Genomic DNA, 14,128 nt, shown 5'->3' with positions numbered 1-14,128 from the left:
ATGAGCATCGATCCTGCTGTGTTCGCCCGGCTGCGTGAGATCGCGGATCAGTTGCCGCAGGTGCCCGGGGTAGGAAGCATCGAGATCGCCAACGGCCAGATCGTCTTCCCCGAGGCGACGCCGGAAGGCGAGCAGCCGGCGGTCCTCCCGCACGAGGTGCTGCTCGTGGTCGAGATCGTCTCCAAGTCCAACCCGGAGAACGAATACGAGTACAAGGTCCATGACTACTCGGCCATGGGCATTCCGTTCTACCTGCTCGTCGACCCCCGCACGGGCACCGGCACCGTGTACTCAGAGCCTCGTGACGAATCCCAGGAGAAGTTCACCTTCGGCGACACCGTCGCCGTCGGCCCCTGGAGCATCGACACCAGCGGCCTGCTCACATACGCCTGAGAACGCGAAGGAGCCCGTACCCGGTGACCGGGTACGGGCTCCTCATCGCGCAATGCGTATGACTACGCGATGCGATCCAGCACGATCGGGTTCGGGGTGAACGCCGTACCCGCCGGGGCGACCTCGATGCCGCCCTCGAGCGCTGCGATGGCGTAGTCGTAGCGCTCGGGGGTGTCGGTGTGGAGGGTGAGGAGGGGCTGGCCGGCCACGACGGTGTCGCCGGGCTTGGCGTGCATCTCGATACCGGCGCCGGCCTGGACCGGGTCCTCCTTGCGGGCGCGGCCGGCGCCGAGGCGCCAGGCGCTGACGCCCACGGCGTAGGCGTCGAGCTTGGTGAGGACACCGGAGGCGGGCGCGGGGATGATGTGCTGCTCGCGGGCGACGGGGAGGGGGGCGTCGACGTCGCCGCCCTGGGCGGCGATCATGCGGCGCCAGTGGTCCATCGCGGTGCCGTCGCGCAGGGCGTCCGCCGGGTCCTTGCCGTGGACGCCGGCCGCGGCGAGCATCTCGCGGGCGAGGGCGAGGGTGAGTTCGACGACGTCGGCCGGGCCGCCGCCGGCGAGCACCTCGACGGACTCGCGGACCTCGAGGGCGTTGCCCGCGGTGAGGCCGAGCGGGGTGGACATGTCGGTGAGCAGGGCGACGGTGTTGACGCCGGCCGTGGTGCCCAGGCCGACCATGGTGCGGGCGAGTTCGCGGGCGTCGTCGATGTTCTTCATGAACGCGCCGGAGCCGACCTTGACGTCCAGGACGAGCGCGCCGGTGCCCTCGGCGATCTTCTTGGACATGATCGAGGAGGCGATCAGCGGGATGGCCTCGACGGTGCCGGTGACGTCGCGCAGCGCGTACAGCTTCTTGTCGGCGGGGGCGAGGCCGTCGCCGGCGGCGCAGATGACGGCGCCGGCGTCGCGCAGGACGTCCATCATCTCCTCGTTGGAGAGCAGGGCGCGCCAGCCGGGGATGGACTCCAGCTTGTCGAGGGTGCCGCCGGTGTGGCCGAGGCCGCGGCCGGAGAGCTGCGGGACGGCGGCGCCGCAGGCGGCGACGAGCGGGGCGAGCGGGAGGGTGATCTTGTCGCCGACGCCGCCGGTGGAGTGCTTGTCGCTGGTGGGCAGCGGCAGGGAGGAGAAGTCCATCCGGACGCCGGAGCGGATCATCGCCTCGGTCCAGCGGCTGATCTCCCGCGGCTTCATGCCGTTCAGCAGGATCGCCATGGCCAGCGAGGACATCTGCTCGTCGGCGACCTCGCCGCGGGTGTACGCGTCGATGACCCAGTCGATCTGAGCGTCGCTCAGCTCTCCGCGGTCGCGCTTGGTCGTGATGACGGAGATGGCGTCCATGCGTGCTCCAAGAGGGTTGTTCAGAAGGCATCAAATGCGCATCAAATGCGGAGAGTGCCGCGAGATGACCGGTCAACGGCCCACTCGCGACACTCTACGCGCGTAACAGAAATTGAGGCTAGGGCCCATCGGGTGGATCGGGCCGGCCCGAATCACCCGTTGGGCCTTACAGCCGCTCCGGCCCGAACGCGTCGGGCAGGACCTCGCTCATCGGCTTCACGCCGGCGGCCAGGTCGACCAGCAGCTCCGGCCCGCCGTGCTCGTACAGCAGCTGACGGCAGCGCCCGCACGGCATCAGCAGCTCGCCCGCGCCGTCGACGCAGGTGAAGGCGACCAGCCGGCCGCCGCCGGAGGCGTACAGCGCGGACACCAGCCCGCACTCGGCGCACAGCCCGAGCCCGTACGAGGCGTTCTCGACGTTGCAGCCGGAGACCAGCCGCCCGTCGTCCACCAGCGCCGCCGCGCCGACCGGGAACTTGCTGTACGGGGCGTACGCGTGGCTCATCGCCTCGCGCGCCGCCTCGCGCAGCCGCTCCCAGTCGACCGCGGAGGCGGCATCGGCAGCGGGGGCCGTCACTTGCCCTGCCCCTTGCGGTAGATCTGACCGTCCGCCTTGGGCATCCGCAGTCGCTGCGCGGCCAGCGCCAGGACCACCAGGGTGATCACGTACGGCGTGGCGACGATCAGCGGGCGCTGCACCTGCTCGGTGAAGGCGTACCAGCACAGCAGGCCCGCGGCCGCCGCGGCGGTGATCGCCGTCGCGACGTACTTGCGGCGGTACAGGTGCCACAGCGCCAGCAGGATCATCGCGATGCCGACGATCAGGATCAGCACGTGCACCGACTCCGGGTCGCGCAGCTGGAGGCTGTCGGTGAAGCCGAACAGGCCCGCGCCCATGGCGAGGCCGCCGGGCAGCCAGTTGCCGAAGATCATCGCGGCGAGGCCGATGAAGCCTCGGCCGGCCGTCTGGCCGTCCTTGTAGAAGTGCGCGGCGACCAGCGAGAGGTACGCACCGCCGAGGCCCGCGAAGGCGCCGGAGGCGATGACCGCCATGTACTTGTACTTGTAGACGTTGACGCCCAGCGACTCGGCCGCGGTCGGGTTCTCGCCGCAGGAGCGCAGACGCAGGCCGAAGACCGTGCGCCACAGGGCGAAGTAGCTGACCACGATCAGCGCGCCGGCCAGCACCACGACCACCGAGAGGTTGGTGACCAGGCCGCCGAGCACGCCCGCGACGTCGGAGACGAAGAACCAGTGGTGGCCCTCGATGTCCTTGAACCAGGAGGAGAGACCCGGGACGGTGATGTACGGCAGCGGATCGGCCGGCGGGGACTGGTTCTGCCCGGCGCCCACCGAGACGTAGTCCTTGTAGTAGATCCGGTTGACGTACGCGCAGATGCCGGGGATCAGCAGGTTGATGCCGACGCCGGAGACGATGTGGTCGACGCCGAAGGTGACGGTGACGACCGCGTGCAGCAGACCGCCGAGCGCGCCGCCCGCCATGCCGGCCAGCAGGCCGACCCACGGGTTGACCAGGTAGCCCGCCCAGGCGCCGCAGAAGGTGCCGGCGACCATCATGCCCTCGAGGCCGATGTTGACCACACCGGCCCGCTCGGACCAGAGACCGCCCAGACCGGCCATGCCGATCGGCACGGCCGCGCCGAGTGCGGCGGTGATCTGACCGGAGGAGGTCAGCGAGTGGTTGCCCGTGACCACGCCGACGGCGGCGATCAGGAGCAGCGCGCCCGCGATCAGCAGGAGCACCACCGGCCAGGACAGCTTGCGCTTCTTCGCCGACTTGCCCGAGGGCTCTCCGAGGGGGGAGGCGACCCTCTTCCAAAACTCGGTCGTGAAGTTCTGGCTCATGCCGCAACCTCCTTGTTGCCGGCCGCGGCGGCCTGGGCGGCGAGCTCGGCGCCGACGCGGCGCTGCTGGCGGACGAGGCCGTAACGGCGCACCAGCTCGTACGCGACGACGACGCAGATGACGATGGTGCCCTTCATGACGTCGACGATCTCGAAGGGGAACTCACCGTTGAGGGGCAGCGGGAGCACCGAGCCGGCGGCGTCGAGGAAGGCGAACAGCAGCGCCGCGAAGGCGATGCCGATCGGGCTGTTGCGGCCGAGCAGGGCGATGGAGATGCCCAGGAAGCCCAGACCGGGCTGGAAGGTCTGGCCGAAGCTGTACGAGTTCTGCAGCAGCTCGGGCAGGCCGATCAGACCGGCGATCGCACCGGAGACCGCCATCGAGATGACGATCATCTTCTTGACGTTCACGCCGGACGCGGTCGCGGCGGACTCCGAGCGGCCGGTGGCGCGCAGGTCGAAGCCGAAGCGGGTGCGGGTGAGCACGAGCTGGAAGGCCACGCCGACGATGACGGCGACGAGCAGGAAGCCCCAGAGCTTGCCGCCGTTCGTCTCGAAGACGAAGAAGTGGCTCGACTCCGAGACCGGCTTGGTCTGGATCGAGTTGCTGGTGCCACTGACCTTGGGCGCGAAGATGCCCGGGACGAGCAGCACGCCGACGATCGCGGTGGCGATCGAGTTCAGCATGATGGTCGAGATGACCTCGCTGACACCGCGGTAGACCTTCAGCAGACCGGCGACGCTCGCGTACAGGCCGCCGATCAGCATGGCGGTGATCAGCAGCAGCGGGATCTGGATGAAGGACGGCAGGTCGAGCTGGCCGCCGACGAAGGCCGCGAACAGCGCCGCGACCTTGTACTGGCCCTCGACGCCGATGTTGAACAGGTTCATCCGGAACCCGAACGCGGCGGCGGCCGCGGCCAGGTAGTAGGTGGTGGTCCGGTTGAGGATCAGCACCTGGTGGTCCGACGTGGTGACGAACGTGAGCATCACGTTCCACGCGTCGAACGGGTTCTTGCCCGAGGTCGCCAGCAGCACGGAGCAGATCGCGACGGAGAGCACGATCGCGAGCACCGGCGCGGCCAGCGCGAGCGCGATGCGCTCACCGCTGAACCGCTGCGCCAGGCCCGGCTTGGCGCCGGCCGGGGGGTTGGGACTGGTCATGTGGCTACTCCCCCGCCTTGGGATCGTCGGCGGTGTCGGACGTACGGTCGTCGGACGGAACGGCGTCGCTCGGCCCGGCGTCGGACGAACGGTCGCCGTCGCCCTCGGCCTCGGTGCCCTCGACGAGGATCTCGTGGAACTCCTCGACGGCCTCCGGCTCGGACTCCAGGTGGCCGCTGGCCGCACCCGTCATCGCGGTGCCGAGGTCCTCGGCGGTGACGGTGGCCGGGTCCGCGTCGGCGACCAGGCGCCCGCGGTAGATGACCCGGATGGTGTCGGAGAGCCCGATCAGCTCGTCCAGGTCGGCCGAGATCAGCAGGACGGCCAGGCCCGCGCGCTGCGCGACCCGGATGTGCTCCCAGATCTGGGCCTGCGCGCCGACGTCCACGCCGCGGGTGGGGTGCGCGGCGATGAGCAGCTTGGGCTCGTGGCTCATCTCGCGGCCGACGATCAGCTTCTGCTGGTTGCCGCCGGAGAGGGAGGCCGCGGTGACCTCGATGCCGGGGGTGCGGACGTCGTACTGCTCGACGATGCGCTGGGTGTCGGCCCGGGCGGCGGTCGGGTCGAGCAGGATGCCGTTGGAGTTGGGCTTCTCGGTGACGTGCCCGAGGATGCGGTTCTCCCAGAGCGGGGCCTCGAGCAGCAGGCCGTGCCGGTGGCGGTCCTCGGGGATGTAGCCGATGCCGGCCTCGCGGCGGGCGCGGGTGAGCGTGCCGGAGAGGTCCTTGCCGTCCAGGGCGACGGCGCCGGCGTTCAGCGGCAGCATGCCCATGATGGCTTCGACGAGTTCGGCCTGGCCGTTGCCCTCGACGCCGGCGATGCCGAGGATCTCGCCCTTGTGGATGCGCAGCGAGATGTCGTCCAGGACGACGCGATCGATGCCCTCGGCGTCGGTCTTGGCGATGCGCAGGCCCTCGACGTCGAGCATCACCTCGCCCGTGACGGTGGACTCGCGGCTCTCCGGGGAGGGCAGTTCGGCGCCGACCATCAGCTCGGCGAGCTGGCGGGCGGTGACGGCCTTCGGGTCGGCGTCGCCGACGGTGGTGCCGCGCCGGATGACGCTGATCGCGTCGGCCACCGAGAGGACCTCGTGCAGCTTGTGCGAGATGAAGATGACGGTGACGCCCTCGGCCTTGAGCTCCCGCAGGTTGTCGAACAGCGCGTCGACCTCCTGCGGGACGAGCACGGCCGTGGGCTCGTCGAGGATGAGGATCTTGGCGCCGCGGTAGAGCACCTTGAGGATCTCGACGCGCTGGCGGTCGGCGACGCCGAGGTCCTCGACCAGGGCGTCCGGGCGCACGCCCAGGCCGTACTGGTCGGAGATCTCCTTGATCTTCGCCTTGGCCCTGGCCCCGATGCCGTACAGGCTCTCGCCGCCGAGGACGACGTTCTCCCACACCGTCAGGTAGTCGGCGAGCATGAAGTGCTGGTGCACCATGCCGATGCCGCGGGAGATGGCGTCGCCGGGGGTGTTGAACTCGCACTGCTCGCCGTTGATGGCGATGGTGCCCTCGTCCGGCTTCTGCATGCCGTAGAGGATCTTCATCAGCGTCGACTTGCCGGCACCGTTCTCGCCCATGAGGGCGTGCACGGTGCCGCTGCGGACGGTGAGGTTGATGTCGTGGTTGGCCACGACGCCGGGGAAGCGCTTGGTGATGCCGCGCAGTTCGACGGCCGGTGTCGCCGTCCCCGCGCTGGGGTTGCCGTCCTTGCGCAGGGGGACGGGGTCGGATGCGGTGATGGCGATCTCCTGGTGGTCTGGGGGCGCGTCGTTGCGCTGGAGGGCCAAGGGGGGAAACGGGGGAACGGGGAAACGTGCTGGAGACGGAACGGGGCCCGGGGGTACGCGTTGAGCGCACCCTTCCGGGCCCCTCCCGTGCTGCTGTACCGGAGGTTCGCGCTGCCGGGCAGGCGGCAGGCGCGGCTACGACTCCGGGACGCTCGGGCCTCAGCCCTCCGGCGTGACCGGGATCTTGGTCTGGCCGCTCTTGATGGCGTCGGCGGCCGTCTTCAGCTTGTCCTGGATGTCGTCGATCTTGCCGCCGGTGGTGGCGAGCGAGACACCGTCGGCCTTGAGGTCGAACAGCTTGATGCCGGTCGGGTTCTGACCCTTCTTGACCGAGTCGATGTAGCTGAAGACCGCGTTGTCGACGTTCTTGACCATCGAGGTCAGGATCGCGTCCTTGTACTTGGCCAGGGCCGGCTGGGTGGCCTGGTCGGAGTCGACGCCGATCGCGAACTTCTTCGCGTTGGCGACGGCCTCGATGGCGCCGTTGCCGGAGGAGCCGGCGGCGGAGTAGATGACGTCCGCGCCCTTGTCGAGCTGGCCCTGCGCGGCCTCCTTGCCCTTGTCGGGCGAGGTGAAGCCGGTGAAGTCGGGCGGGGTGGTCAGGTAGGTGGTCTCGACGACGATGCTGGAGTCGACGGACTTCACACCGGCCTTGTAACCGGCCTCGAACTTCTTGATGAGCTCGGACTGCACACCGCCGATGAAGCCGACGTGCTTGGCCTTCGACTTGTTCGCGGCGGCGACGCCGGCGAGGTACGAACCCTCCTGCTCGGCGAAGAGCAGCGAGGTGACGTTGGACGGCTGGTCCTTGTCGTTCGAGTCGATGATCGCGAACTTGACGTTCGGGTTGTCCTTGGCGACCTTGTTGACGGCCGGCTGGTACACGAAGCCGACCGCGACGATGGTCTTGTAGCCACCGTCGACGAGGTTCTTGAGACGGGTCTCCTTGTCGGCCTCGGCCTCGCCCGGCTTGGCCTCGGCCTCGGTGACCGAGACGCCCAGGTCAGCCTTGGCCTTGTCCAGGCCACGGGCGGCGGAGTCGTTGAAGGACTGGTCGCCACGGCCGCCGATGTCGTAGGCCATACCGACCTTCAGCGAGTCGGACGCACCGCCGGAGGAGGCGGTGTTGTTGTCGGTGCTCTTTGCGCCGCAGGCGGCGAGCGAGGCCATGCCCAGGGAACCCGAGAGCACAACCGCAGCGAGCTTCATAGAACGGCGCAAGGGAGTATCTCCTTCTCACACGCACCCGTTTAGCGTGGTCGGACGCCACCGTAACGCGCGTAGAACACGGTTGTGTTACGGGCTGCCGGAGCATTCGGGTTGTTATCAAACCGTGGTCTGACACGCACTCCGAGGTCCTTTTCCCCGCACGGACGGTGAAATCCGAGACTGGTCCGGCCCAGTTTACGGAACCGGACCGGACCAGGATCTCGACGACCCGATCAGGGGTCGACCACAGGGCTGCGGAAGGCGATCAGTCCCGGTCTCCGTCCAGGGCCAGTGCCGAAAAGAGCTCGACCCCGATGCCGATGGCCCGTTCGTCCACGTCGAACCTGCCCTGGTGCAGGTCCCGGACCGTGGCCTCGCCGGGGGCGCGGACACCCAGTCGGGCGAGCGCGCCGGGGGCGTGCTCCAGGTACCAGGAGAAGTCCTCGCCGCCCAGGCTCTGTTCGGTGCCCTCGACCACCTGCACACCGTCGCCCCCGAAACGGGCGTTCATCGCCTCGTCCAGGAGGGTGACGGAGTCGGCCTCGTTGACCACCGGCGGCACCCCGCGGTGGTAGTCCAGCGTCCACTTGGCCCGGTAGGTCTCGGCGAGCTTGGCGATCAGCTCGTGCAGCAGGTCCGGCGCCTCGCGCCAGCCGGCCAGCTCCAGGCAGCGGACGGTGCCCTCCAGTTCGGCGTGCTGCGGGATCACGTTGGGTGCGGAGCCCGAGGCGATCCGGCCCCAGACCAGGCTGACGCCCCAGCGCGGGTCCATCCGGCGGGCCAGCGCGCCCGGCAGGTCGGCGGCCATCCTGGCGATCGCCGTCACCAGATCGGTGGTCAGGTGCGGGCGGGCGGTGTGCCCGCCGGGGCCGTCCAGGTGCAGGACGAGACGGTCGCAGGCCGAGGTGATCGCCCCGGTTCGCAGGGCGATCCGGCCGACCTCCACCTTGGGGTCGCAGTGCACGGCGAAGATCCGGCCGACGCCGTCCATCCCGCCGGCCTTGATCACGTCCAGTGCGCCGCCGGGCATGACCTCCTCGGCCGGCTGGAACACCAGCCGGACGGGCCGGCGCAGCTCGCCGCCGCGCAGGGCCTGCGCCAGCACCAGGCCCGTGCCGAGCACCACGGAGGTGTGCACGTCGTGGCCGCAGGCGTGCGCCCGGCCGGGGACGGTCGAGCGGTACGGGACGTCGGTCTTGGCGTCGTCGATCGGCAGCGCGTCGATGTCGGCGCGGAAGGCCAGGAACTCGGTACCGGGGGCCGTGCCGGGCGGGACGAGGTCGACCAGCAGACCCGTACCGCCGGGCAGCACCCGCGGCTTGAGCCCCTCCTCCAGCAGCCGGTCGCGCAGGAGCCCGGTGGTGCGGAACTCCTGCCGGCCCAGCTCGGGGTGCCGGTGCAGGTCCCGGCGGAAGGCGATCAGCTCGGACTCGAGCGCCGCGACCTGGGCGCGCAGTCCGGCGGCGGGGCGTGCGGCGTCGAGCGTCGTGCCCGGCTGAGCGGGCTCAGGACGGTTCATCTCCCCAAGCGTAGGCCCGCCGAGGGACTTTTTCCCGGCTTCCGGAAAATCAGTGCCCGGATGGGCGCATACCGGCCGGACAGGTGGGTATGACATCTCGTTTCAGCCGCCTTCCCGGTGTTGCCTGACCTGTGCAACGATCACCCGGGTCGGTGGTCACGGCTGGCGCCGCCTTGACGGACACGGGTGTTGACGAGCGGTCAGAAACGTTCCTCCGGAGCGTACGTGCCCCACACTCCCCGACCTCTCGGCGGTACGGCGCACCGTAGACGGCGCACCTCCGACGGCGGTCGAGAAACGCTCGCTCCGCGATCCGACAGGGCTTCCTCACCGCGCCGCCGACGCGATTGAGATGATCGGGTGAACGACGGACGAGCCCCCAGGGAGTGGCAATGACCGAGCAGAAGGTGGCCGTGGTCACCGGTGCCAGCGGCGGGATCGGCGCGGCGACGGCCCGCCGGCTGGCGGCCGAGGGCTTCGACGTGGTGCTGACCGCCCGCAGGACGGAGCGGATCGAGGCCCTGGCCAAGGAGATCGGCGGCCGCGCCTTCACCCTGGACGTCACCGACCGGGCCGCCGTGGACGCCTTCGCGGCGCAGCTGGGCCGGGTGGACGTCCTGGTGAACAACGCCGGCGGCGCGATCGGTGCCGAGACCGTGGAGCACGGCGACCCGGCCGACTGGCGGGCCATGTACGAGGTGAACGTCCTCGGCGTGCTGCACGTGACCCAGGCGCTGCTGCCGGCCCTGCGGGCCACCGGCGACGGCACCGTCCTGGTGATGTCCTCGACGGCCGCGCTGGCCGCGTACGAGGGCGGCGGCGGGTACGTCGCGGCCAAGCACGCCGCGCACACCATCGCGGCGACGCTGCGGCTGGAGCTGTGCGGGGAGCCGATCCGGGTGATCGAGATCGCGCCGGGCATGGTGAAGTCCGAGGGCTTCGCCGTCACCCGCTTCCGCGGCGACGAGGAGAAGGCCGCCGCCGTGTACGCGGGCGTCGCCGAGCCGCTGACCTCGGAGGACGTCGCGGACACCGTCGCCTGGGCGGTCACCCGGCCGTCGCACGTCAACATCGACCTGCTGGTGGTGCGCCCCCGGGCCCAGGCGGCCAACCACAAGGTCCACCGCGCCTAGGTCCACCGAGCACAGCGCCGCAGGTCGGGCGGCCCGGGGGCCACTGATCGAACGTGTCACCCACCAGTGGTACATACGTGCGATGAAGATCTACCGGGCCGCCCGCCCACGCGTCCTGCTGACCGCCCTGGCGGCAGGCACCCTGCTCCTCGCCACCGCGTGCGACGGAAAGTCCGCACCCTCCCAGGAGAAGGCCGCCGGCACCGCCGGCACCACCGCCGCGAGCACCGCGGCCACCCCGACGCCCAAGCCCGCCGGCGAGGCCGACCCCGCGCTCAAGCCCTTCTACGGCCAGCAGATCGCCTGGACCCCGTGCCCGGCCGACCCCAAGGCCGAGAAGGCCAAGGTCGACACCACCGGCATGATGTGCGGCAAGCTGCACGTCCCGCTCGACTACGCCAACCCCGCCACCGACGCCATCGACCTCGCCCTGATCAAGCACCCGGCCGCCAAGGCGGACCAGCGGGTCGGCTCCCTGATGGTCAACCCGGGCGGCCCGGGCGGCTCCGGCGTCGAGATGGTCGAGTACGGCGCCAAGGACTTCGCCGGCCCCCTGCACGACCGCTTCGACGTGATCGGCTTCGACCCCCGCGGCACCGGCGCCAGCGCCCCCGTCGTCTGCTACGACGACAAGCAGCACGACGCCCTCAACGACCAGGACGCCCCGCTCGACCCGGCCGTCCGCAAGACCGAGCGCACCAAGCTCTCCACCGACCACGCCGCCGCCTGCCAGGCCAAGTCCGGCAAGCTGCTGCCCTTCGTCGGCACCCGCAACACCGCCCGCGACCTCGACGTGCTGCGCGCCGTCGTCGGCGACAAGAAGCTCAACTACCTGGGCGTCTCCTACGGCACCTACCTCGGCTCGGTCTACGCCGAGGAGTTCCCGAAGAACACCGGCCGGCTGATCCTCGACGGCGCCGTCGACCCCTCCCAGGACCCCCTGGACCACGGCATCGACCAGCAGGTCGGCTTCGAGAAGTCCTTCGAGCGCTTCGCCGCCGACTGCGTGGAGAACCACGGCGACCAGTGCTCCCTCGGCAAGGACAAGGACAAGGCCGCCAAGAAGGCCGCCGACTTCCTCGACGGCCTCCACGACAACCCGCTCACCACCAAGGACGGCCGCAAGCTCGGCCGCGACCAGGCGTGGACCGGCGTCATCGCGATGCTCTACGGCGACACCAAGAGCTGGGAGTACCTGCGCAACGCCCTCGGCTGGGCCATGGTCCGCGGCAAGGGCGACATGCTGCTGGCCTTCGCCGACCAGTACAACGGCCGCGACGAGGACGGCCACTACAACCCGATGAACGAGGCCGAGGAGGCGATCCGCTGCGCCGACGCCGCCCGCCCGGCCCCGACCCCCGAGCGCGCCGCCGCGGCCGCGAGCCGGCTGCTCGCCGAGGCCCCGCTGCTGTCCAAGGGCGTCAGCGCGGACGACTATGCCGAGCCGGGCTGCGCCCACTGGCCGTTCCAGACCAAGGAGACGCCGCACCCCATCCGCGCCGAGGGCGCCGCGCCGATCCTGGTCGTCGGCACCACCGGTGACCCGGCCACGCCGTACGCCTCGGCCGAGTCCCTGGCCAAGGGCTTCGCCAACGCCACCCTGCTGACCCGCGTCGGCGAGGGCCACGCCGCCTTCGGCCAGGGCAACGCCTGCATCGACAAGGCCATGGCCGCCTATCTGACCGAGGGCACCATGCCCGCCGCGGGCACCCGCTGCGAGTAGCACCTCCCCTGGGGAGAGTCGTACCGACGAAGCCGACCATGCCGACGAAGCTGACGAACCGGTGTCAACGTCACAACTTGATAGCTCGTCCGGATGAATTCGGCGTGCGCCCTCCCCAACTGATGACCGCTCAACTACCTTGGAGGAACCGCCCGACCGGCCAGGACGGCCGCCCGAGGCCCCCATACTTCACCTGCTCCACCACCCCACCTTTCACCGGCATCTTCCCGCCCTCACGAGGAGGACCCGCTGGCCAGTGACATCCCGCCACAGCGGCTCGATCCCATTTCCGAGCCGACCCTCCTCGGGTTGCACCGCTTCAACGAGGCCGACCACGGCGCCGCCGAGGAGGCCCTGCTGGCCTGCTGCGGCAGCCACCGCTGGGCCCTGCGGCTCGCCGCCCACCGCCCTTACCCCGACATAGAGTCCCTGCTGGCCGCCGCCAGCGAAGCCTCCTACGACCTGCGCCACGCCGACCTGACCGAGGCGCTCGCCGACGAGAGCTGGATGCCCCAGCCCCTCCTCGGCATGCGGGCGCCCGGCAGCCAGGCCGCGCACACCGCACTGCGGGCGGCGCACGCCGCGTACGAGGCACGGTTCGGCCACGTCTTCGTCGTCTGCCTCGACGGGGTGGAGCCGGAGGAGATGCTCGACGCGGTGCTCTCCTCCATCCGCACCCGGCTGGCGAACGACCCCGACGAGGAGCGGCTGATCGCGGCCGACGAGCTCCGGCGGATCGCGCTCACCCGTCTGGAGCACCTGGTGGCCACCCATCCGGAGGCCGCGGCCCGCTGAGCCTGCGCCAGACCTCGCCCCGTCACGCTCCTCCGCGTCCCTCCGCGCCACGGTGACCGACCGTCCGTCACCGTGGCGCGGTCGCATTCTCACTCTGTGTGACGAAAAGCCCGCCGGTTCCTGTCCCACTAGGCCAGAAGTGCCTGATTGATCACACCCGGGGGCCCCGGAGGCGGCGAGCCAGAACGCGCCGATAGGATGCTGGCGGCCGGTGGACCGTACCCGGCCGGGCTGACCGACACCGAAGCCGGCCGAGCCCCCAATCGCTTCCGGAGGGTTTTTCCGTGCCGGCTGGAACGCTGTACCGCGGCCGGGAAGGTATGTGGAGCTGGGTGGCTCATCGAGTCACCGGCGTCCTCATTTTCTTCTTCCTGTTCGCCCACGTCCTGGACACCGCCCTGGTGCGAGTGTCGCCGGAGTCCTACGACACCGTCATCCAGACGTACAAGACTCCCCTCGTGAACCTGATGGAGTACGGCCTCGTGGCCGCCATCCTGTTCCACGCCCTCAACGGCCTGCGCGTCGTCGCCGTGGACTTCTGGTCGAAGGGCCCGAAGTACCAGAAGCAGATGCTGTGGACCGTGGTGGGGGTCTGGGTCGTCATGATGGCCGGCTCCTTCTACGGCATCCTGCAGCACACCCTGATCGACTGGTTCGGGAAGTGAGCTGACTGATGACCACGGAATACTCCGACGCGATCGTCGTCCCCTCCAAGCAGGCGCACACCGGCAAGGGCCTCGGCACGGGCAACCCCGCCGACGCCTTCGTCATCGAGCCGCCGCGCAAGCGGACGGCCAAGACGCCGCGCCGCACCCGCACCAACTTCGAGATGCTGGCCTGGCTCTTCATGCGCCTGTCCGGTGTCGTCCTGGTCGCGCTGATCCTCGGCCACCTGTTCATCATGCTGATCATGGACGGGGGCGTCTCCAAGATCGGCTTCGCCTTCGTCGCCGGTCGCTGGGCCTCGCCGTTCTGGCAGGGCTGGGACCTCCTGATGCTCTGGCTCGCCATGCTGCACGGCGCCAACGGCATGCGGCAGGTCATCAACGACTACGCCGAGAAGGACTCGACCCGGCTCTGGCTCAAGGGGCTCATGGGTACCGCCACGGTCTTCACCGTGCTGCTGGGCACCCTGGTGATCTTCACCTTCGACCCCAACATCTGAGCCGCGAGCACCATCGACCATCGGCAGAGGCCA

Annotated in this window: 13 protein-coding genes; 6 read left to right on the top strand and 7 right to left on the bottom strand. The window is 70.2% G+C overall.

Annotated elements, in window-relative coordinates; all coding sequences use genetic code 11:
• Complete coding sequence (locus IH61_RS0124620) at nt 1-393, top strand: Uma2 family endonuclease (protein ID WP_078911366.1); 393 nt, start codon at nt 1-3, stop codon at nt 391-393.
• A 62-nt stretch (nt 394-455) separates the two neighbouring features.
• Here IH61_RS0124620 and IH61_RS0124615 read toward each other — a convergent pair whose 3' ends face one another.
• The 7 genes from IH61_RS0124615 to IH61_RS0124585 all read right to left on the bottom strand — a co-directional run bounded on the left by IH61_RS0124615 (nt 456) and on the right by IH61_RS0124585 (nt 9,279).
• Entirely contained in the window at nt 456-1,733 is a 1,278-nt protein-coding gene (locus IH61_RS0124615) for a thymidine phosphorylase (protein WP_031073450.1), read from the bottom strand.
• A 166-nt stretch (nt 1,734-1,899) separates the two neighbouring features.
• Entirely contained in the window at nt 1,900-2,310 is a 411-nt protein-coding gene (locus IH61_RS48790) for a cytidine deaminase (protein WP_031073448.1), read from the bottom strand.
• Complete coding sequence (locus IH61_RS48785) at nt 2,307-3,599, bottom strand: ABC transporter permease (protein WP_051837868.1); 1,293 nt, start codon at nt 3,597-3,599, stop codon at nt 2,307-2,309. The genes IH61_RS48790 and IH61_RS48785 overlap by 4 nt, the downstream gene beginning before the upstream one ends.
• Entirely contained in the window at nt 3,596-4,762 is a 1,167-nt protein-coding gene (locus IH61_RS0124600; protein WP_051837866.1) for an ABC transporter permease, read from the bottom strand. Before IH61_RS0124600 ends, IH61_RS48785 begins: the two co-directional genes overlap by 4 nt.
• 4 nt (nt 4,763-4,766) lie before the next feature.
• On the bottom strand, nt 4,767-6,341 hold the full coding sequence (locus IH61_RS0124595) for an ABC transporter ATP-binding protein (RefSeq protein WP_051837902.1): 1,575 nt from the start codon (nt 6,339-6,341) through the stop codon (nt 4,767-4,769).
• Nucleotides 6,342-6,710: 369 nt separating this feature from the next.
• Nucleotides 6,711-7,772 (bottom strand): BMP family lipoprotein, encoded by a 1,062-nt coding sequence (locus IH61_RS0124590; protein ID WP_031073439.1) that lies wholly within the window; start codon nt 7,770-7,772, stop codon nt 6,711-6,713.
• A 253-nt stretch (nt 7,773-8,025) separates the two neighbouring features.
• Nucleotides 8,026-9,279, bottom strand: coding sequence for an amidohydrolase (locus IH61_RS0124585; RefSeq protein WP_078911365.1), 1,254 nt, complete (start codon nt 9,277-9,279; stop codon nt 8,026-8,028).
• A 392-nt stretch (nt 9,280-9,671) separates the two neighbouring features.
• Between IH61_RS0124585 and IH61_RS0124580 the strand changes: the two genes are divergently transcribed.
• From IH61_RS0124580 to sdhD, 5 genes are all read left to right on the top strand, one after another.
• Nucleotides 9,672-10,412, top strand: a complete 741-nt coding sequence (locus IH61_RS0124580) for an SDR family oxidoreductase (protein ID WP_031073436.1) — start codon at nt 9,672-9,674, stop codon at nt 10,410-10,412.
• An 82-nt stretch (nt 10,413-10,494) separates the two neighbouring features.
• A complete protein-coding gene (locus tag IH61_RS0124575; RefSeq protein WP_051837864.1) occupies nt 10,495-12,135 on the top strand; it encodes an alpha/beta hydrolase in 1,641 nt (546 codons plus the stop codon).
• Nucleotides 12,136-12,384: 249 nt separating this feature from the next.
• Nucleotides 12,385-12,930 carry a 2-oxo-4-hydroxy-4-carboxy-5-ureidoimidazoline decarboxylase gene (locus IH61_RS0124570; protein WP_420713998.1) on the top strand — a complete coding sequence of 182 codons (546 nt, stop codon included), beginning with the start codon at nt 12,385-12,387 and terminating at the stop codon, nt 12,928-12,930.
• A 284-nt stretch (nt 12,931-13,214) separates the two neighbouring features.
• Complete coding sequence (gene sdhC, locus IH61_RS0124565) at nt 13,215-13,595, top strand: succinate dehydrogenase, cytochrome b556 subunit (protein ID WP_037973303.1); 381 nt, start codon at nt 13,215-13,217, stop codon at nt 13,593-13,595.
• An 8-nt stretch (nt 13,596-13,603) separates the two neighbouring features.
• On the top strand, nt 13,604-14,095 hold the full coding sequence (gene sdhD / locus IH61_RS0124560; protein ID WP_031073427.1) for a succinate dehydrogenase, hydrophobic membrane anchor protein: 492 nt from the start codon (nt 13,604-13,606) through the stop codon (nt 14,093-14,095).
• The last annotated feature ends 33 nt before the right edge of the window (nt 14,096-14,128 follow it).

Origin of the sequence: Streptomyces sp. NRRL WC-3742, assembly GCF_000720635.1 — a bacterium.
Lineage (GTDB): Bacteria > Actinomycetota > Actinomycetes > Streptomycetales > Streptomycetaceae > Kitasatospora.
The sequence above is the reverse complement of the archived record's forward strand: the minus strand, read 5'-3'. Positions and strand labels throughout refer to the sequence as shown.

Coding starts and splice junctions, on each gene's coding strand:
- IH61_RS0124620 (WP_078911366.1), top strand. CDS start 1: ATGAGCATCGATCCTGCTGTGTTCGCCCGGCTGCGTGAGATCGCGGAT.
- IH61_RS0124615 (WP_031073450.1), bottom strand. CDS start 1,733: ATGGACGCCATCTCCGTCATCACGACCAAGCGCGACCGCGGAGAGCTG.
- IH61_RS48785 (WP_051837868.1), bottom strand. CDS start 3,599: ATGAGCCAGAACTTCACGACCGAGTTTTGGAAGAGGGTCGCCTCCCCC.
- IH61_RS0124600 (WP_051837866.1), bottom strand. CDS start 4,762: ATGACCAGTCCCAACCCCCCGGCCGGCGCCAAGCCGGGCCTGGCGCAG.
- IH61_RS0124595 (WP_051837902.1), bottom strand. CDS start 6,341: ATGGGCGAGAACGGTGCCGGCAAGTCGACGCTGATGAAGATCCTCTAC.
- IH61_RS0124585 (WP_078911365.1), bottom strand. CDS start 9,279: ATGAACCGTCCTGAGCCCGCTCAGCCGGGCACGACGCTCGACGCCGCA.
- IH61_RS0124580 (WP_031073436.1), top strand. CDS start 9,672: ATGACCGAGCAGAAGGTGGCCGTGGTCACCGGTGCCAGCGGCGGGATC.
- IH61_RS0124575 (WP_051837864.1), top strand. CDS start 10,495: ATGAAGATCTACCGGGCCGCCCGCCCACGCGTCCTGCTGACCGCCCTG.
- sdhD (WP_031073427.1), top strand. CDS start 13,604: ATGACCACGGAATACTCCGACGCGATCGTCGTCCCCTCCAAGCAGGCG.